The sequence below is a fragment of the Mesorhizobium onobrychidis genome, assembly GCF_024707545.1.
Lineage (GTDB): Bacteria > Pseudomonadota > Alphaproteobacteria > Rhizobiales > Rhizobiaceae > Mesorhizobium > Mesorhizobium onobrychidis.
This window is the reverse complement of record NZ_CP062229.1, coordinates 641328-660870: the sequence shown is the minus strand read 5'-3', so window position 1 is coordinate 660870 and position 19543 is coordinate 641328. Positions and strand designations below refer to the sequence as shown.

The window sequence follows — 19543 nt, the reverse complement described above, 5'->3', positions numbered from 1 at the left end:
GCGAAAGCCGAATGCGTCTGCCGTGCGATGGTAGGCAATCGCGCTGCCAGGACCCGTTCATCCCCGGGATCGTGCATCTCATGTCAAGCCGCAAGCCGAAGCTGATCCTTGTCTACGAGCCTGAAAAGGCCTGCTTCGACCGGCTGGTCGCCGATGGCCACGTGCCGGCGCGCGCCGCCGAAATCGCCTCCTATCTGGCGCAGTCGACCGACATCGCCCCTGAGTTCGACGTGCTGGCGGCAGCCTGCCAGACGCGCGGCCTGTCCTTCGTGCCGGTGGAACTCGACGATGCCGCAAGCGTGCTTGCCGTTGAGGGCCCGGACACGACGCTGGTGTGGACGTTGACCGACGGCATCGCCTATTTCCGAGGCGGTACGGCGCCGGCTCTGGCAAGACTGAACGGCCTGAAGGCACTCGGCGCCGATGATGCGCTGTTTGCACTCTGCCAGGACAAATTCCGCTCCGGCGCCGTGCTCGGCGCACTCGGCCTGCCGGTGCCGCAATCCGGTTTGGCCCGCGACGGTCATTGGCTGGTCGAGCCACCGGCTTCGCCAGCCGGCTGGTTTGTCAAGCCGAACCGGCTCGGCGCCAAGATCGGCATCTGGCCAGACTCACGCTGTAACGATCTTGGCCATGCGTTGGAGCTTAGCCGGCGCGTTTTCGCCGCCTATCGCGACGATGTCGTCGTGCAGACCTATGTCGCCGGGCGCAATGCGCGCGCGAGTTTTCTCGGCCTCAAGCCGGACACCGGCGTCGAGGCGCTCGGCATCGCCTTTGTCGATTCTAGCGGTGATTTCCAGACCATGGCGGACAGCCTGGCGCTTTACGGCGACACCGGCGAGGCTGCCAAGGCGGCGGGAACATATGCCGAGCCGGTGCTGCTGCCGGTTGCCGCCAGCCAGCCGGGAGCCGATGCAAGGATCCGACGGATCGCGCAAAACCTGATGACCGGGCTTGGCCTGCGGGATGTGTTTTCCGTCGATTTCCGGGTCGAAGCCGACGATAGCATCCATCTCATCGAGTTCGAGGTCAGCCCCGGCCTGCCCTGCTTCGATTTCCGCGCCTATTGCCGCACGCAATGGGAGATGGGCCTCGCCGATGCGATGGCCGAGACCGCCGCGAGCCGTTTTGGCCGATTGGCCGCGTCCTGAGCAGAAATCCTGCGTGAAGCTGCCCGGAACCCTGTAGCCAAGTCCGCCAGCGAGATGAGCAGCGCCCGCGTCGCAGCTGCACCAGCGGCCCAGGATCGGGTCTCGACAAATGGCTTGCGTTCCAACATGTCACTTAATAAGGTGTTAAGTGAAGGAGGCACTGGGTGAAAGTCGACCCTGCGACATCCCCGGAGGTAGCCGCGCTGGCAGCGACGGAAGCAGACAAAGCCAAGCATGTCGGCGGACGGATCAAGGCCATTCGCACAGCCCGACGCATTTCGCTTCGCCAGCTGGCCGACATGGTCGGCACGACGGCGAGCTTCATCAGCCAGCTTGAGCGCAATCTGAGCGGAGCCAGCGCCAGCACCCTGATGCGGATCGCGGCTGCGTTGGATCTCGGCATCAACGACTTGTTCGAGCAGACCGAAGGTGGATTCCACAAGGTGCTCACCAGGGCCGACCGCCCCCTGCTGCCAATCAGCCACGGTTGCCGAAAGACGTTGCTGTCACGGCGGCCGATCCATGAATTCGAGGTCTATTCGGGGGATTTCGACGTCGGCGGCTCGACTGGCAACGACGCTTACACGCATGGCGGCAAGCACGAGATGTTCGTCGTCCTGAAGGGGACAGTCGAACTGACGCTGGCAGACGAGCGCTTCGTCATGAACGAGGGCGACAGCATCGAATACGCAACCTCGACGCCGCATCGCACGGAGAACATCGGCAAGACGCCGGCGCAGGTGCTCTGGATCATCGCGCCCCCGACCAGCGGCGCGGCGGAACTCAATCAATACACGCCCGGACAAGGCTCGCAGCCGGGCGGACCGAAGTAATGCGGGTGCGCGCAAATGGGAGATAAAATATGAAGACCAAGATTGGACAGGTGGCCGCGCTGGGGCTGCTGATGATCACGACCGCAGCAATTGCGCAGAGCAAGCCCGTGGCGGGCGAGGTGGCCGAGGGCTCGCTGAAGGGCAAGACGCTTACCTTCGTCTCGTATGGAGGCATTTATCAGGATGGTCAGATCGCCGCGCTAAAAGAGTTCGTCGACAAATCAGGTGTGACGCTGCTCAGCGACGGGCCAACCGAAATCTCGAAACTGCAGGCGCAGGTCGAGTCCGGCAATGTCACTTGGGACGTTGTCGATACCGGCGATTTCCCGCCCTACGTCTATTGCGGCAAGCTGTTCCAGAAGCTGGACTTCTCGAAGATCGATACGTCCAACATTCCGGAAGGCCAGATCAGCGAATGCAGTGTGCCGGCCATGAACTATGGCGTGGTGCTGATGTACAACACTGAAAAGTACAAGGATAACCCGCCCAAGAGCTGGAGGGATTTCTTCGACATCGAGAAGTTTCCAGGCTCGCGCGCTCTGGAGGGCAGCGGCGATCTGTCCGGCGGAATGATCGAGCAGGCGCTGCTCGCCGCCGGCGGCTCGGTGGAAAACATGACGGTGGCCGATATCGACAAGGCTATCGAGAAGGTGAAGTCGCTCGGTCCGGACACGATCTTCTGGAAGACCGGCGCCGATTCCCAGCAGCTCGCCGAATCCGGCGAAGCCGACATGATCGCGATGTGGACCGGACGAGCCATGACCGCGGTCAAGAACGGCGCGGCGTACACGCCGGCGTGGCAGGATTGGCTGGTCGTGATGGACCAGATGACCATTCCGATGGGCGTCAAGGGCCCCGACGCGGCGCATACGCTGATCAACGCCTATCTCCGCAAGAGCGCGCAGGAGACGCTTGCAAAAACCACCTCCTATACCCCGATCCACAAGGACGCGAAGCCCGAAGTGGACGAGGTCACCGCGGCGTTCATGACCAACACGCCGGACAAGCTGAAGCTTGGCTATCAGCAGAACATCAAGTTCTGGGTGGAGAACTTCGAGGTGGCGAACGAAAAGTGGAACGCGTTGATGGCGGGCAACTAGGTCCGCCACCATGGCAACGAGAGCAACCGACAGCCGGAACAATGTTCCGGCTGTCGCGGCAGGCGACCGGCGGCGCTGGTTTCGCGGACAGGCTTTCTGGCTCGTCGCGCCGGCGCTGCTGTTGCTCGTTGTCTGCCTGGGCCTGCCGCTCGCCATCGTGACCTTGCGCAGCTTTTCCGAACCGCAATGGGGATGGCAGAACTATGCCTGGTTCTTCGGCACACCGGTCAACCTGACCGTACTTCAGCGGACCTTTGCGATCTCGGCTTGGGTGACATTGGTATGTCTCATTGCCGGCTATCCCTATGCCTATGTGATGACCGCAGTCGGACCCAAGATGCGGCTTGTCCTCATCCTGTGCGTGCTGGTGCCGTTCTGGGTGAGCGGCGTGGTGCGCACCCTGGCATGGGTCATCCTTTTGCAGGACTCCGGCGTGATCAACTCCGTCATCCGGGCAGTCGGCTTCGGCCCGGTCAAGCTGATCCGCACGCAGACTGGCGTGGTGATCGGCATGGCGCAGGTGCTGTTGCCGTTCATGATCCTGCCACTCTATTCGGTGATGAAGACGATCGACCTGCGGCTCATGCAGGCGGCACGAAGCCTCGGCGCGAGCCCAGCGCGCGCCTTTGCCCAGGTCTATATGCCGCTCTCGCTTCCGGGCGTCTACGCCGGCGCCATCATCGTGTTCATTCTTGCGCTCGGGTTCTACATCACCCCCGCGCTGCTCGGCGGTCCGCGTTCGACCATGCTCTCGACCCTGATCCAGAACCAGGTGCTCAGCCTGCTCAACTGGGGTCGCGGCGGTGCGATGGGTGTGGTGTTGTTGATCGCGACCTTCGTCCTGCTCGCGCTTGCAGCACCGCTGTCGCGCCAACCGCACAAGAAGGGCTCGAGACGCTGATGAAACAGCCCGGTCGAATCCTGCTCGGTCTGTTCTGCCTGCTCGTCGCGGTCTGGCTGGTCGCACCGACAATCGTCGTCGTGCCGATGTCGTTCAACGACAAGAAGTCGCTGGCATTTCCGCCATCCGGCTTTTCCTGGCAGTGGTACCAGAACTTTTTCACCAACCCCGAATGGTCGGCGAGCCTGATCGGTTCGCTCAAGGTTGCCGTCGTCACGGCGGTGTTCGCCACCGTCATCGGCACGCTGGCGGCGTTCGGTCTCGATCGCATGAAAAGCCGCGTCAGCGGCGTGCTGCGCGCTCTGCTGATCACGCCAATGGTTGTGCCGGGGGTGGTGCTCGCTGTCGGAATCTATGCGGTCTATCTCGATACGCGTTTGGTCGGCACCATGACCGGCTTCGTGCTGGCCCACACGATGCTCGCCGTTCCGTTCGTCATCATCGCCGTCTCCGCCAGCCTGGAAGTCTTCGACAAACGGCTGGAGACTGCTGCGGCCAGTCTCGGCGCGACCCGGCTGACGGCGTTCAGGACGGTGACGTTGCCGCTGATCGCGCCCGGGATTTTGTCGGGCCTGCTGTTTGCGTTCGTGACCTCGTTCGACGAGATCATCGTCGCGCTGTTCATCACCAGCCCTTACCTGAAGACACTGCCGGTCCAGATCTTCTCGAGCATCACCCGGGACGCCGACCCCACGGTCGCGGCGGTGGGCACGCTGCTCTTCATCGTGACGTCGCTGGTGATCGGGGTCGGGCTGCTGATCGGCTCGAGACAGGGAAAACGTTGACATGGCCTCACCATCGACCCGCGGCGCAGCCATCGATCTCAAATCCGTCAGCAAACACTATGGCAGCTTCATCGCTCTCGATAAGGTCTCGCTGCGCATCGAGCCGGGGGAGTTCATGACGCTGCTCGGACCCAGCGGTTCGGGCAAGACGACCACGCTCAACGTCATCGCCGGCTTCACCGAGGTCAGCTCGGGTTCGCTTGATGTCGGCGGCAAGAGCGTCATCGGCGTACCGGCGCACAAACGCAACATCGGCGTGGTCTTCCAGCACTACGCGCTGTTTCCGCATATGACGGTGAGCAGGAACGTTGCATATCCGCTGACCTTACGCGGCATCGCCAATCCCGATCGCGCGGCCCGGGTGCGCAAGGCGCTGGACATGGTGAAGATGGCGGATTTCGGCCACCGCTTCCCTAGCGAGCTCTCCGGCGGGCAGCAGCAGCGCGTCGCGCTGGCGCGTGCCATCGTATTCGACCCGCCACTGCTCCTGATGGACGAGCCGCTCGGCGCGCTCGACAAGAAGCTGCGTGAATGGCTGCAACTCGAAATCAAACGGATCCACCGGGAACTGGGCACCACCTTCGTTTACGTCACGCACGACCAGGAAGAGGCGCTGGTGCTCTCGGACCGCATCGCCGTGTTCAACCAGGGACGCATCGAGCAGATCGGCACCGGCCGCCAGCTCTACGACGAGCCCGAGACCTTGTTCGTCGGAAAGTTCGTCGGCGACTCGACGATACTGCGTGGCGCAGCCTCCACCTCCGGCAACGGGACCGCCATCGACATAGCCGGACGGAAAGTGGCTGCCGCCAAACGCCTTGCCGCCGGCGCCAAGCCCGTGATGCTGCTGCGGCCGGAGAAGCTGAGCCTCGCCAGGCGAGGAAAGGGCGGACAGGATCGAAACACCCTGCCCGGGCGCATCGGCGAGGCCATCTACCTCGGATCTGGCTCCAAATACGAGGTCGTGCTGGCCGACACCTCCAAGGCGATCGTGCGTTCGACGCTGGACGCCGAGACCTTCGCCATCGGCGACGAGGTCGACCTCATATTCGCTGGCAGCGACGTGAAGCTGTTGGCGGACGACGAAAACGCCGATTTCACGCTGACCTGAATCTTATCTGGGAAAATCGCGACAATGGACGTGAAGAAGAACGGCGACGTGTCATTCTGGTATGCCGACATCGGCGGCGTGCCCGGCTATCGGCCGCCGCTGCCGGGCGATATCGTCGCCGACGTTTGCATCGTCGGGGCCGGCTACACCGGCCTTTGGACCGCCTACTATCTGAAGCAGGCAGCCCCGCACCTCAACATTGTCATCGTCGAGAAGGAGTTCGCCGGCTTCGGTGCTTCGGGACGCAATGGCGGCTGGCTGTCCGGCGGGTTCTCGTGGTCGCGCGAAAAATATGAGAAGGAATCGTCGCGCCGCGGAGTCATCGCCATGCAGGCGGCAATGATGGGCACGGTGAACGAGGTCATATCGGTCGCGGAAACCCAAGGCATCGACGCCGACATTCGCCGTACCGACGAACTGCTGGTCGCAACCAACGAGGCGCAGGAGCAGCGCGCCAAGGCGATGTATGCCCATGCCAGATCCTGGGAGCTGACCGACGAACGCGTGGGGTATATCGATGCTGCCGAGATGCGCCGGCGCATAGCGGTACACAACGCGCGCGGCGCCTTCGTTATCAAGAAAGTTGCGCGGGTTCAGCCCGCAAAGCTGGTGCAGGGGCTCGCCAAGGCAGTGGAACGCCTCGGTGTCCCGATCTACGAACAGACCACCGTGCTGTCGATCGAGAAGGGCAAGGTCGCAACCAACCGGGGCGTGGTGCGGGCCGAAAAGATCGTGCGCGCCACCGAGGGCTTCACAGCGGGAATTGCCGGCCACGAGAGACTTTGGTTGGCGCTCAACAGCGCCATCGTCGTCACCGAGCCGTTGTCCGAAAAACTGTGGAGCGAAATCGGCTGGAACGGCTACGAGGTGCTCGGCGACGCCGCGCACACATACTGCTACGCGCAGCGCACCCGGGAAGGGCGCATTGCCATGGGCGGGCGCGGGGTGCCCTATCGGTTCGGCTCGAAAACCGACGTTCGAGGTGTTACCCAGCAGGCGACGATCGACAAGCTGCACAAGATCCTAACGACGCTTCTGCCGCAGACCAAGGGGCTCAGGCTCGACCACGCGTGGTGTGGAACGCTGGGCGTGCCGCGCGACTGGTGCACGACGGTGGGCTTTGACAGGCAGACCGGAATAGGCTGGGCAGGCGGTTATGTCGGCCTCGGCGTTTCCACCTCGAACCTCTCGGGACGCACTCTGAGGGATCTGCTGCTGGGCAACGACACCGAGCTGACGCGGCTTCCCTGGGTCAATCGAACCGTGCGCAAATGGGAGCCGGAGCCGCTGCGCTGGCTCGGCGTGCATTCGATGTATCAGCTCTATCGAATTGCCGACGAGCGGGAAGCAAAGGGGCTGCCGCGCACATCGCGGCTGGCGGCCTTGGCCGATCGCATCACCGGCCACTGAACCGCATCACCTCGAGGATTTAGGAATGATCGACTTCAAGACCTTTGCTCACCTTGCGCATATCGACCTCGGTGAGCCCCAGCCGAAACCCACCTCGGTGGAAGGCGATCAGCAGGAAGCAGCCAACACCCTCTGAACTTCGGATGATGGCAAGATCGAAGTCGGTGTCTGGGAATGTTCGCAGGGCCGGTTCACCGCGCGCCGAGATATGAATTCCGAGATTTGCCACATCGTCTCCGGCCGTGTGACGCTGCATGGTCCCGACGGCGCGGCCAAGAATGTCGGACCCGGCGAATTGCTCGTCCTGCCGCTTGGCTGGCAGGGCGAATGGACCATCCACGAGAAAACGCGCAAGCTTTACATCCTGCATTCGGTCTGATCACTGCAGGTGCATGCTCGCTAGCGTTTCCGATGAGACCACGCACGCCACGGCGGTTGCCGCTCAACTAAACCCCTTCGACCAGCACGATCTCGCCGTCGGCCACTTTCTGGCGGATCGCGACGGCGCGCTGGTATTCGGGCGAGTGGTAGCAATCGCGCGCCGCAGTCAATGACGGAAACTCGATGATCACATTGCGGTCGCGGCCCGGCCCTTCGGCCTTTTCATGCGCACCGCCACGTGCCAGGAAAACGGCGCCGAAACGTTCGAAGGCCGGTTTGGCGGCGGCAACATAGTCCTTATAGCCTTCCGCATCGCGCACATCGACGCGGGCGATCCAGTATCCCTTGGGCATCCTTCTTCTCCGAAATTGTTCCTTGGCGTTTAGGCCGAGCGCATTTCATCAAGAATGGCTTCCGCGACCGCCCGCCTGTCTGGCGCGCCGACGATCGGCCGTCCGACGACGAGATGGCTGGAGCCGTTGCGGATCGCTTGCGCCGGCGTGACCACGCGTTTCTGGTCGCCATGGTCGCTGCCCTTGGGCCGTATTCCCGGCGTGACGACGGCCATGTTGGGGCCGACGATCCGGCGCACCGCTTCCGCTTCCTCCGCCGAGCAGACGATGCCGCCCATGCCGGCATGCAGCGCCTGCTCGGAGCGCCTCAGCACCAGCGTATGCGGGTCATGCTCATAGCCGGCGTCGATCACGTCCTGCTCGTCCATCGAAGTCAGCACGGTGACGCCGAGCAGGCAGAGATCGCTGCCCCTGGCGGCCTCGACTGCTGCCTTCATCGTCTTCGGATAGGCGTGCAGAGTCAGCATGGTCATGCCCATCCCGGCGATCGCCTCGACACCCCTGGCCACCGTGTTGTCGATGTCGAGCAGCTTCATGTCGAGGAAGATCCTGGTGCCGCCGCTGGCGAGCTCGCGGGCGAAGTCGAGGCCGCCGGCGAAAGCGAGCTGATAACCGATCTTGTAGAAGGAGACGATCCCGTCGAGCTCGCGCACCGCTTTCTCGGCTTCTTTCAGCGTCGGCACGTCAAGGCCGACGATCAGCCTGTCTTGCATGGTGCTGGCGCGCTCCCGGATCAAGCCTCGATCCGCTTCGACAGCATGCGCGAGGTTTCGATCAGCGTGCGGCATAGGTGCTCCATCGATCTGTGCAGTCTCTCGTCCCTGAAATTTCCGTCCTCGTCGAAGGCATTGCCGCCCTCCGGCACCGAGCACTCCGGCGTCACCACCTCCATCTGGCAGCGCACCAGCACGGCGCGCAGATGGTTGATGCAGCGTACTCCGGCGAAGTGTCCCTTGGAAGACGAACAAAGGCCAGCGGGCTTGCCGGTGAACGGCCTGAACGACCGCCCGTCATCCGTGCGCACCCGGCTCACCCAGTCGATGGTATTCTTGAGCAGCGGCGGGATGGAGCCGTTATATTCGGGCGTCGCGATCAGCAGCCCGTCATGGGCGGCGATCTGCCGGGCGAGCTTGATGGCGTTTTCGGGAACGCCTTTCTCCTTTTCCAGGTCCTCGTCCAGGATCGGCAGCGGATAGTCGGCAAGCGAGATGCGGGTCACCTCGGCGCCCTGCATGGCAAGTTCCTTCTGCGCGACATCGGCGGTCCTGCCGCTGTAGGCGCCAGTGCGAATCGAGCCCGCGAAGACGAGAATTTTCGGGATCACTGCCATTGGCCACCTTTGTCAGCGGACAGGTATAGGCCAAGCACGTCTCAAATCCCAAATACTGATCAATGCGCCCCGCGCCGGTAGATCCAAAGCTGCGTTGGCGGGATGTTGCGGATGACGAAATGGAAGTGCTCGACCGTGTAGTCGCCGCGGCCGGGCGGGATCGGCGACAGCGGGCCGTAGGTCAGCTGCACGATCGGGCGGCCTGTCGGGATGCGGTCGAGAAGGCTTTCGACATAGGCGATGCGCTGGGCGACCGGGAAATTGAGCAATGGCACGCCGGAGACGACCGAATCGAAGGTCAGGCCGCGCTTGTCGCCGAGCGTCGCATCGAGATTGAAGGCGTCGCCCTCGATGACGTTGACGCCGGGATAGAGCTGGCGCAGATGGCGCACGAAATCGGTGGAGTATTCGACCGCATAGAGATTTTCAGGCTTTACGCCCTGGGCGAGGATGGCTCGGGTGATGACGCCGGTGCCGGGCCCGACTTCGAGCACCGGCAGGCCCGATTTCGGGTTGACGACGGAGGCCATCTTGCGGGCCGTGATGGAACTGGTCGGCACGATCGAACCGACCGCCTTCGGCTTGTCGATCCAGCCCTTGAAGAACTTCAGTTCGTCGTCGAACTTTTCCGCCAGCGCCTTTCGCAATCCGGGACCATGGGCCATGCAAGTTCTCCTGAACGCTCCCCCGAGAGGCTACTTAGCAGCTACGGGGTCCAAGGCAAGGCGGACGCCGGTATAAGATGTTGATGACGCTGGGGAAGCTTCCGCTCAATTGTACTCTACACCCGATTGGCGGGAATCGGTATCAGCGCTCGCCGAAGGTTTCGAAGAAGTCCTTCATGCGGGCAAAAAAGCCGCTCGACTGGGGCGAATTATCCTTCGAGGAAAGCTGCTCGAACTCCTCCAGCAGCTCGCGCTGGCGGCGGGAAAGGTTTTGCGGCGTCTCGACCGCGGTCTGGATATAGAGATCGCCGACATTGTGCTGGCGCAGCACCGGCATGCCCTTGCCCTTGAGGCGGAACTGGCGGCCGTTCTGAGTGCCTTCCGGCACCTTCACCTTCGTCTGGGTGCCGTCCAGAGTCGCCACCTCGAAGGAACCGCCGAGAGCGGCTGTCGTCATCGAGATCGGCACCTTGCAGTAGAGATCGGCGCCGTCGCGCTGGAAGAATTCGTGCGGCTTGACCGCCAGGAAAATATAGAGGTCGCCCGACGGGCCGCCCCGCAGGCCGGCCTCGCCCTCATTGGCAAGGCGGATGCGGGTGCCATCCTCGATGCCGGCCGGGATGTTGACCGACAGCGATCGCTCCTCGGTGACGCGGCCCTGGCCTGCGCATTTCGGGCACGGCTCCTTGATGGTCTGGCCACGCCCCTGGCATTGCGGGCAGGTGCGCTCGATCGAGAAGAACCCTTGCGTGGCGCGCACCTTGCCGTGGCCGTTGCACATCGAGCAGGTGACGGGCTGGGTGCCGGGCTTGGCGCCGCTGCCGGAGCATTCCGTGCAGGAGATCGACGCCGGCACGTGGATCTGCGCAGTCTTGCCGGTAAACGCCTCCTCCAGCGTGATTTCCATATTGTAGCGCAGATCGGCGCCGCGCTCGCGCCCACCTGAGGAGCGGCGCTGGCGCCCGCCCATCATGTCGCCGAAAATATCCTCGAAGATGTCGGCGAAGCCGCCGGCGCCGAAGCCGTGTGCGCCGCCGTTCATGCCGCCCTGTTCGAAGGCGGCGTGGCCGAAACGATCATAGGCCGCGCGCTTCTGCGGGTCCTTCAGCGTCTCGTAGGCCTCGTTGATTTCCTTGAACTTGTGCTCGCAGGAATGGTCGCCGGGATTGCGATCGGGATGGAACTGCATGGCGAGCTTGCGGAAAGCGCCCTTGAGCTCCTTCTCGTCGGCCCCCTTTTGTACGCCCAGCGTTTCGTAGAAATCAGCTTTCATCTTTTCCTGCAGTCCGGATATTCAACGTCTAGAAGCCTTGTTGCGTCGTTTGCCGGCACGCTGTTCCGATTTAGGTGCGATAGGGCCTGGATGCCAGTGTCGACGCGGGCTTGCTCGCATTTTTTCGATCAGGCCCGCATTTTTTCGGCCAGAGTTGCAAAAAAGCCCGGCTTTGCGCCGGGCTTTCTGCCTAAACCTGCCGTCAGGCCGCTCAGGCCGACTTCTTCTTGTCGTCGTCCTCGTTGATTTCCTCGAAATCGGCATCGACCACGTCGCTGTCCTTGGCGGCATCCGCCTTGGCGTCAGCCTCCGCGGCTTCCTTCTGCGAAGCCTCGTACATGGCCTGGCCGAGCTTCATCGAAGTTTCGGCGAGCGCCTGGGTCTTGGCTTCGATCTCGGCCGCGTCGTCGCCTTCGGCAGCGGTCTTCAACGCCGCGATCGCATCGGCGATCGCCGTGCGGTCGGCCTCGGAAACCTTCTCGCCATATTCCTTCAGCGACTTCTCCGAGGAATGCACCAGCGCCTCGGCCTGGTTGCGGGCCTCGACCAGCGCACGCCGCTTCTTATCGGCCTCGGCATTGGCTTCGGCGTCCTTCACCATCTTCTCGATGTCGGCGTCCGAAAGGCCGCCAGACGCCTGGATGCGGATCTGGTGCTCCTTGCCGGTTCCCTTGTCCTTGGCCGAGACATTGACGATGCCGTTGGCGTCGATGTCGAAAGTAACCTCGATCTGCGGCACGCCGCGCGGCGCCGGCGGAATGCCGACCAGGTCGAACTGGCCGAGCGCCTTGTTGTCGGCGGCCATTTCACGCTCGCCCTGGAAGACGCGGATGGTCACAGCCGACTGTGAATCCTCGGCCGTCGAGAACACCTGGCTCTTCTTGGTCGGGATCGTCGTGTTGCGCTCGATCAGCCGCGTGAACACGCCACCCAGCGTCTCGATGCCGAGCGACAGCGGCGTCACGTCGAGCAGCAGCACGTCCTTGACGTCGCCCTGCAGCACGCCGGCCTGGATGGCGGCGCCCAACGCGACGACCTCGTCCGGATTGACGCCCTTGTGCGGCTCCTTGCCGAAGAACTGCTTCACGATCTCCTGGATCTTGGGCATGCGGGTCATGCCGCCGACCAGGACGACCTCGTCGATTTCGCCGGCCTTCAGGCCGGCATCCTTGAGCGCCGCCTTGCAGGGATCGATCGTGCGTTGGACGAGATCCTCGACCAGGCTCTCGAACTTCGCCCGCGTCAGCTTCAGCGTCAGGTGCTTGGGGCCGGTGGCATCGGCGGTGATGAAGGGCAGGTTGATCTCGGTCTGCGTCGTCGACGACAGCTCGATCTTGGCCTTTTCCGCCGCTTCCTTGAGGCGCTGAAGCGCGAGCTTGTCGCTGCGCAGGTCGATGCCCTGTTCCTTCTTGAACTCGGCCGCCAGATATTCGACCAGACGCATGTCGAAATCCTCGCCGCCGAGGAAGGTGTCGCCATTGGTCGACTTCACCTCGAAGACGCCGTCGCCGATTTCGAGCACCGAAATGTCGAACGTGCCGCCGCCAAGGTCATAGACGGCAATGGTCTTGCCTTCCTTCTTGTCGAGGCCGTAGGCAAGTGCGGCCGCGGTGGGCTCGTTGATGATGCGCAGCACTTCGAGGCCGGCGATCTTGCCGGCATCCTTGGTGGCCTGGCGCTGGGCGTCGTTGAAATAGGCCGGAACGGTGATGACCGCCTTCTCGACCTTCTCGCCGAGATAGGCTTCCGCCGTTTCCTTCATCTTCTGCAGGATCATCGCCGAGATCTGGCTGGGCGACTGCTTCTTGCCGCCGGCCTCGACCCAGGCGTCGCCATTGTCGCCCTTGACGATCTTGTAGGGGACAAGCTTCTTGTCCTTTTCCGTCACCGGATCGTCATAGCGGCGGCCGATCAGGCGCTTGACCGCGAAGATGGTGTTTTCAGGATTGGTGACCGCCTGGCGCTTGGCCGGCTGGCCGACGAGGCGCTCGCCATCGCTGTTGATGGCGACGATGGAAGGGGTCGTGCGCGCGCCTTCCGCATTCTCGATGACCTTCGATTCCTTGCCGTCCATGATGGCGACGCAGGAGTTGGTGGTCCCCAGATCGATACCGATTACTTTTGCCATTTTTCTAGTCTCTCCGCTAAGCAGGCTCTCAGGACCCGTACAGGCATTCCGACGAAAGCCCCTGTTCACAAGAAATTCCGCTTCGGCAACCGGCATTCCGGCGTCGAACGGCTTGGCGCGTATATAAGAACAGGCTGCGCGGCGCGCAAGCATTCTGCGCAAGGCCGCCCAACATCCTTTGCTCGGGCCGGCCGGGGTTCTCCGGCCATGGCTCCCATGAACCTTTCCGCGTCCGTTCGCGACTGACACCAAGGTGCGCCGCATGGTGCGGCCATGGAAAGGAAAGCCCTATGACTGGATATCCAGAGCCTTCGCGGTCTCCGGGAACTCGGCGCGACCACCGCTTTCGGGGTGGAGCCGATACCCCAGGCTTTCCGCTGATTCCGTTGACCCCGCATAAGAGCCGACGTATCGTGATTACGAGGAAAGCAGACAATTCGATCAGGGAAAAACGTGCCGGAACGTCGCGCCTTGCCCTGATTTGCGCGGAAACGCCGGATGTTTCTCCCGTCGCCCGCGGGGGGAACTCCATGTCTTGCGACCGCGGCGCGTTCATGCGCTCTCGTGCTGGCCGTTTGCGCCGTGCGATGCAACTAGCCAGCGGCTTTCTGGCGCTGGCGCTCGCCACCACCCTGTGGCTTGGCGGTGCCGTCCAGGCGCAGGAAACGCAGATCATCTATCCAGGCTCGATGGCGGTGACCGGATTTTCCGGTACCGTCATTCCCAATTTCGAAGAGGGCCCTAATTTCGAGGAGGGCCTGCCGCCCGGCGTCGATCCGGTCGACGAGACCTTTATCGACACGACGCGCGCAACCTTGCGCGTCTTTGACGTTTCAAGGCTGGGCGGGCCGGCCTCCGGCCAGCTCGTCTTCACGCCACCACCCTTTGAAGTGACGGCCGGGCAGATCGGCCAGGTGTTCGCCATCACCTATGACGACGGCGTCCGCGACGGCGCTCCCTCGGGCATTCCGAACCTCTATGCCGGCGCCACCTCGCTGCATGGCGTCCGCATCGTCCCATCAGACGAAGATGCGGACGGTCGTCCCGAGCGCCAGCGTCGCGGTGCTGCCGGCGCCACCTTCATGGGCGGCCAATTCGGCACCGAGAACGGTGGCGGACCGGGCACGATCTGGAAGATCGACGGCATCACCGGCCAGGTCAGCAAATTCGCCGACGTCGACACCAACAGCGGCCCTGGCATCGGCGACATCACCTTCGACAATATCCGCCGCCAGTTCTTCGCCAGCGACCTCGACACCGGTCTCATCCATCGCATAGACGCCACCGGAGACCTGGTCGACACGTTCGACCACGGGGTTGCCGGGCACCCGGCGCACGGGCTGGCCCCGCTTGCCGACGATAGCTCGGCGATGGACATCGAGGACGCTGGCTTCGACAGCGAAGACCCCGACAGCTGGGGTTACACGCAGAATGAGCGCCGTGTCTGGTCCGTCGCCTATCATGGCGGCCGGCTCTATTATTCGGTCGGTGAAAAGGCCGAGATCTGGTCGGTGGGCGTTGCCCGCGACGGCAGCTTTGCCGGCGACCCGCGCTGGGAACTGACGGTCAAGGCCGACAAGGACCAAGCCGTAACCGACATCGCTTTCGACATCAGCGGCTTCATGTACCTGGCCCAGCGCGGCCCGGTGGAAAACCGCTACGACTACAGCCGGTTCGCCGATACCGGCAAGGGCGAGGTCTTCCGCTACTGGCGCGAAAACCCGGACGATCCGGCGACGGAATCAGTCTGGGTGGAAATGCCGCAGGAATATGCGGTCGGCTTCCCCGAGGACAACCGGCAGTCGGCCGGCGGCCTCGACCTGCAATATGGCTATGACGCCGACGGCAATCTCGACACGAGCGTCTGCACCGACACGCTGGTCAAGACCGGCGACAAATTGCGTGATAACCCGGCGCTTGCCGAACAGCTTGCCGGCGGCGGGCCGCTCGCCGTGCACGGTGTGCAGATCACGCCGACGGCGCAGGTGAAGCCGGCCAACGTGCCACCCTTCGGCTCGTGGTTCGTCGACTTCGATGGCTATTTCGAAGATCCCGAGGTTGAAGGCCATGTCGGCGACGTCCAGGTCTGGCACCCCTGCGAGGGCCGTGCCGGCTATTACGAGCAGATACCGGGCGGCGGTTACCTGCCACCTTTCTATCCGCCTGATTTTCCGCCCCCCGGTGGCGTGCCTCCTTGCCTCGACGTCGAGGATGTCAGATACTTCTGCACGCCCTCCGGCCTCGAGGCCGAACTCTATCTCCGCGACCCTGCCGGATTTGGCGGCGATTCGATCAAGGCTCTGTCCAGGACATCAGGCGTCGGGGTGACTTCACCCCAATCGCATGCTCCCGGCACGCCCTACACGATCGGCATCACCGGCCATTATCCTGGCGACACGGTCGACGTCGGGCTCTGCTTCTACAGGCAGTCCGACCGCGACAAGGGCGGCTACTTCCCTTGCTGCAAGATGACCGTGCCGCTCAGAACCCCAGCCGTCAGCTGCGAACGTTGAGGAGGGGGAGATGAGCATTTCAGCATTTTCCCCGCTTGCGACGATCATGAAACCCCTATCCCTGGCCAGGCGCGGTGCGCGCTGGCTGATGGCGGCAGGGATCGCGGTCGCCATGCTAGCCCCGGCACAAGGCTTAGCCCAGGACCTTGTTCCGGCTCAGACCAGCCAGACCGACCTCGACAAACCCGCCGATTCCGGTCCGCTCGAAACCGCCGGTCCGGATTTCGAGCTCGACCTCGATGAGCCGCGCATCGCCAATCCGCGGCCCGGCCGGGTCGTGCCTTTCTTCACCAAGAAAGGCAGACAACGAGGCTGCGACTATGTCGTACATTCCCTGAGCTTCGGCCTGCGCGGCAACCCGCAAGCTTTTGCCAGCCCAGGCCTCGCGGCCGCGCTGCAAAAGGCCAAGATCGACTTCAAGGACCAGCTTCCGCATGGCCTGCGAATTGTCGGCGTGCATGTGTCCGGCGACGGCACGGACGCGTCCGGCGGACCGCTGCCCGGTGCCTCGATCAGCACGTCGGCAAACCCGAACGACACGGCGACGGTTTCCGATTTCCGGATCTCCGCCTCCGATCTCGACGGGCTCGGCGCCCCGAACGAGCGCGTCATCACCCTCCAGATCACCGCGAAGATCGATCATGCGGCGTTTGCCTCGCCGGCGATCGTCGACAATCAGGGCATGATCAAGCTGACGGTCGGACCCGGCACCGCGACCATCATCCCGTCGCAGGATCCGGCCAAGCCTGACGACGGCAATTTCCTCACCGGCGCAAAGACCTCGATCAAGATCGACTTGACCAAATGCAACCCGCCGCCGCCACCTCCCGGCAAGGAATGCTTCAAGGTGGAACGCGGCACGGTCGATTGCGTGCCCGGCGGCGACGCCTTCATCTACCACATGCCGGTCGGCGCCGAGATGCGCGGCAAATGGGTGCAGCTTTCGACGACGACACCGGGCATCACCATCATCCGCGACACGCAGTTGGTGCCGGCGGGCGGCGGTGTGCTCGACTGGAAGATCGTCGGTGCCTCACCTGGCGACGTCATCCACCTCATCGTCACCGGAATCGAAACCTATGCCGGCCCGGAAGAGGGCTGGGGCCTGTGCTGCACGCAGAGGATCGAAATCGTCATTCCGCGCGACCAGAGGTGTCCGCCCAAGGACAGGGAGCCGGATCTGAAAGTCGAAAAACGCGCCGACGTTCCGCGTTGCACGATGGGTGGCGACTGCGACTTCACCATCAGGGTCACCAATGTCGGCGACGGGCCGTATCACGGCAAGATCGTTATCGACGAAGTAACGCTGCTGGCCGGCTCCACTCTCGATTCAGGACCGAATGCGCCCTGGGCCTGTGCGCCGGCGGCCACCCCGATGATGTGCACCCATCCAGTGACCAAGCTCAACCCGGGTGCCTCCGTCGACCTCAAGCTCGGCTTCAAGCCGGCCGGAGGTTGGAAGGGCCGCATCTTGCGCAACTGCGCCGCCTATAATTATGGGGCCAGCGGCAAGCCGCTGTTCGGCAGCCATCAAAACGACCGCGGCTGCGCCTCGATCCCGATCTGCCGGCGCGGCGACCGTGACCGCGACTGCCGGCTGCCGGTGGAAAAGAAGCTCGATCTGATCCTGAAGAAGCGTGCCCGCACCCCGGTCTGCACGGCCGATGGCGTCTGCACCTTCGTGATCGACATCATCAACAACGGCAGCGTCCTCTATGACGGGCCGCTGACGGTCACCGACACCTATCCGGGCGGCGCGCCGGCATCGTCGAGCTTCGGCCCGACCCCGCCCTGGACATGCGGACCGAACGGCCCCGGCCAGTTCCGCTGCGACAATGCCGGCATCGTGCTCTCGCCGGGCGCCTCGACGCCGATCTTCGTCAAGGCGGTGATGCCGGCCGGCTACCGTCCGGACACCGTCGAGAACTGCGCCGAGGTGAAAGCCATCCCCGGTGAGAACGACCTCACGAACAACCGCGCCTGCGCCAAGCAACGCATCCGTGATGGCGGCAAGCCGGCCCTGCGCATCACCAAGCTGTGCAGCGGCTCGCTGGCCGGTGCTGTCGCCGTCACCTGCCGCATCACCGTCATCAGCACCGGCACCATTGCCTCCATCGGTCCGGTGCGGGTCAACGATGCCGCCACGCTGGTGGCCGGCGGAGCGCCCGTGCAGATCCAGACTGTCACCCCTGACGGCGCGGAATGGGCGTGCGGACCGGTTCCGGCCAATGCGCTGTCGTGCCAGATTCCCGGCGCCGTCATGACGCCCGGAACCGGCCGCCACTTCGATGTGACGGTTGCCGCGAATGGCGTGTTCGAGAACTGCGCACGCGGCTTCTACGGCCCGGCGCCAGGAGACGACATCGTCCATCCGATCGGCAGGGCCTGCGCCAAGGGTGGCGGCGCCTCGACCATCCGTGTCGAGAAGACCGGCGATGCCGAGTGCCGGATCGGCCGGCCCTGCTCGTTCGAGATCACCATCGCGAACGATGGCCAAAACGCCTTCTCCGGTCCGGTTCGCATCGGTGATGCGATCGGCGTCGAAGGCCTTGGCCGGCTGGAAGGCGTTGCGATCACCTTGATCGACCCGCCCTTCGGCTGCGCGCCGGAACCGGCCACCTTGCCGGCATCCTGCATCGCCAATCTGACGCTCGGCGCCGGGGAAAGCCACGTTCACCGTGTGACCGTGATCATTCCCGACGACGGCCGCCTGGCCAATCTGCAGGGCACCGTCAGCGGCCAGAACTGCGTCGGCGTGCTGTCGCCCCACACGCCAGTGCGAGGTACGGGCGAAGTGCTCTCCCGCGACCTGACCAACGTGCAGGGCGATCGCGGCAAGGCCTATGCCTGCCATCCCTTCACCATCAAGAATGAGGTGCAGAAGGAGTGCTCGGCAGATCTCGTCATGAACGACGCCGGCCGGTGCGTCTGCCCGGAAGGCACCACTTTCCGCAACGGGCAGTGCTCGTCGGGTGGCGGCACGGTCATTATACCGAAGAGGGAGCGCTGCGTGCTGCTCAAGGGCGAGATCCGGACCTCCGACGGGCGTTGTGTCTGCCCGCGCGGAACCGAGCTGGAGAACCGCAGGTGCGTGTCGACCGACCAGCCGCCGGCACGCCTGTGCAAGCTGCTGCCCGGTCAGATCCGCACCAAGAACGGCGACTGCGTCTGCCCGAGACGGACGGAACTGAGGGGCAGGGCGTGCGTGCCGATCGTCAAGAAGCCGACCGTTGAACAGTGCACCATCCGCGGCCAGGTCCACAACAAGCGCGGCGCCTGTGTCTGCCCGCGCGGGACCGAGGTGATCAGGGGCGCATGCCGCCGGGCGCAGGTGGAGTGCGCGCCTGGCTCACGGCTGATCAACGGCCGGTGCCAGCCGATCATCAAGCGGCGCTGCCCGGTCGGGACAGTCGGACAGTATCCGGACTGCACCCCGATCCGCAGGACGCCGACGCTGCAGATCAATCCGAACCTGCTGCTGAACCCGAACATCCTGCAGCAGCCTGTGCCAAGGCGCAGGCCGCGGGCTCTCCAGTAGGGGGACCGTCAGCGATCCTTCGCGCCCCCCTCTGTCCTGCCGGACATCTCCCCCACACGGGGGGAGATCGG

General features: G+C 63.8%; 16 protein-coding genes. 10 read left to right on the top strand and 6 right to left on the bottom strand.

Going from position 1 to position 19543, the window contains the following annotated elements:
- Positions 1-80 precede the first annotated feature (80 nt).
- From IHQ72_RS03155 to IHQ72_RS03120, 8 genes are all read left to right on the top strand, one after another.
- The gene (locus tag IHQ72_RS03155; RefSeq protein ID WP_258121123.1) at positions 81-1151 is read left to right on the top strand and encodes a D-alanine--D-alanine ligase family protein; all 1071 of its coding nucleotides are present in this window, start codon (positions 81-83) and stop codon (positions 1149-1151) included.
- A 164-nt stretch (positions 1152-1315) separates the two neighbouring features.
- The gene (locus tag IHQ72_RS03150; protein ID WP_258121122.1) at positions 1316-1984 is read left to right on the top strand and encodes a helix-turn-helix domain-containing protein; all 669 of its coding nucleotides are present in this window, start codon (positions 1316-1318) and stop codon (positions 1982-1984) included.
- A 29-nt stretch (positions 1985-2013) separates the two neighbouring features.
- On the top strand, positions 2014-3084 hold the full coding sequence (locus IHQ72_RS03145; RefSeq protein ID WP_258121121.1) for an extracellular solute-binding protein: 1071 nt from the start codon (positions 2014-2016) through the stop codon (positions 3082-3084).
- 10 nt (positions 3085-3094) lie between these two features.
- Positions 3095-3985 carry an ABC transporter permease gene (locus tag IHQ72_RS03140; RefSeq protein WP_258121120.1) on the top strand — a complete coding sequence of 297 codons (891 nt, stop codon included), beginning with the start codon at positions 3095-3097 and terminating at the stop codon, positions 3983-3985.
- Positions 3985-4770 (top strand): ABC transporter permease, encoded by a 786-nt coding sequence (locus IHQ72_RS03135; RefSeq protein ID WP_258121119.1) that lies wholly within the window; start codon positions 3985-3987, stop codon positions 4768-4770. The genes IHQ72_RS03140 and IHQ72_RS03135 overlap by 1 nt, the downstream gene beginning before the upstream one ends.
- A 1-nt stretch (position 4771) precedes the next feature.
- The gene (locus IHQ72_RS03130) at positions 4772-5881 is read left to right on the top strand and encodes an ABC transporter ATP-binding protein (protein ID WP_258121117.1); all 1110 of its coding nucleotides are present in this window, start codon (positions 4772-4774) and stop codon (positions 5879-5881) included.
- 24 nt (positions 5882-5905) lie between these two features.
- The gene (locus IHQ72_RS03125; protein ID WP_258121116.1) at positions 5906-7291 is read left to right on the top strand and encodes an NAD(P)/FAD-dependent oxidoreductase; all 1386 of its coding nucleotides are present in this window, start codon (positions 5906-5908) and stop codon (positions 7289-7291) included.
- Between the two features lie 154 nt (positions 7292-7445).
- Positions 7446-7670 (top strand): cupin domain-containing protein, encoded by a 225-nt coding sequence (locus IHQ72_RS03120; RefSeq protein ID WP_258123716.1) that lies wholly within the window; start codon positions 7446-7448, stop codon positions 7668-7670.
- Between the two features lie 67 nt (positions 7671-7737).
- Here the strand turns inward: IHQ72_RS03120 and IHQ72_RS03115 are convergent, their stop codons facing one another.
- The 6 genes from IHQ72_RS03115 to dnaK all read right to left on the bottom strand — a co-directional run bounded on the left by IHQ72_RS03115 (position 7738) and on the right by dnaK (position 13421).
- A complete protein-coding gene (locus IHQ72_RS03115; RefSeq protein WP_258121115.1) occupies positions 7738-8025 on the bottom strand; it encodes a DUF1330 domain-containing protein in 288 nt (95 codons plus the stop codon).
- 29 nt (positions 8026-8054) lie between these two features.
- Positions 8055-8738 carry an orotidine-5'-phosphate decarboxylase gene (pyrF, locus tag IHQ72_RS03110; protein WP_258121114.1) on the bottom strand — a complete coding sequence of 228 codons (684 nt, stop codon included), beginning with the start codon at positions 8736-8738 and terminating at the stop codon, positions 8055-8057.
- A 20-nt stretch (positions 8739-8758) separates the two neighbouring features.
- Positions 8759-9355 (bottom strand): NADPH-dependent FMN reductase, encoded by a 597-nt coding sequence (locus IHQ72_RS03105; RefSeq protein WP_258121113.1) that lies wholly within the window; start codon positions 9353-9355, stop codon positions 8759-8761.
- Between the two features lie 59 nt (positions 9356-9414).
- Positions 9415-10020, bottom strand: coding sequence for a phospholipid N-methyltransferase PmtA (gene pmtA / locus IHQ72_RS03100; protein WP_258121112.1), 606 nt, complete (start codon positions 10018-10020; stop codon positions 9415-9417).
- Between the two features lie 142 nt (positions 10021-10162).
- Positions 10163-11293, bottom strand: coding sequence for a molecular chaperone DnaJ (gene dnaJ / locus IHQ72_RS03095; protein WP_258121111.1), 1131 nt, complete (start codon positions 11291-11293; stop codon positions 10163-10165).
- A gap of 211 nt (positions 11294-11504) precedes the next feature.
- The gene (gene dnaK / locus IHQ72_RS03090; protein WP_127316951.1) at positions 11505-13421 is read right to left on the bottom strand and encodes a molecular chaperone DnaK; all 1917 of its coding nucleotides are present in this window, start codon (positions 13419-13421) and stop codon (positions 11505-11507) included.
- Between the two features lie 587 nt (positions 13422-14008).
- On the opposite strand from dnaK, the gene IHQ72_RS03085 reads away from it, so the two are divergent.
- Complete coding sequence (locus IHQ72_RS03085; protein WP_258121107.1) at positions 14009-15934, top strand: hypothetical protein; 1926 nt, start codon at positions 14009-14011, stop codon at positions 15932-15934.
- A gap of 10 nt (positions 15935-15944) precedes the next feature.
- On the top strand, positions 15945-19472 hold the full coding sequence (locus IHQ72_RS03080; RefSeq protein WP_258121106.1) for a DUF7929 domain-containing protein: 3528 nt from the start codon (positions 15945-15947) through the stop codon (positions 19470-19472).
- Positions 19473-19543: the final 71 nt, after the last annotated feature.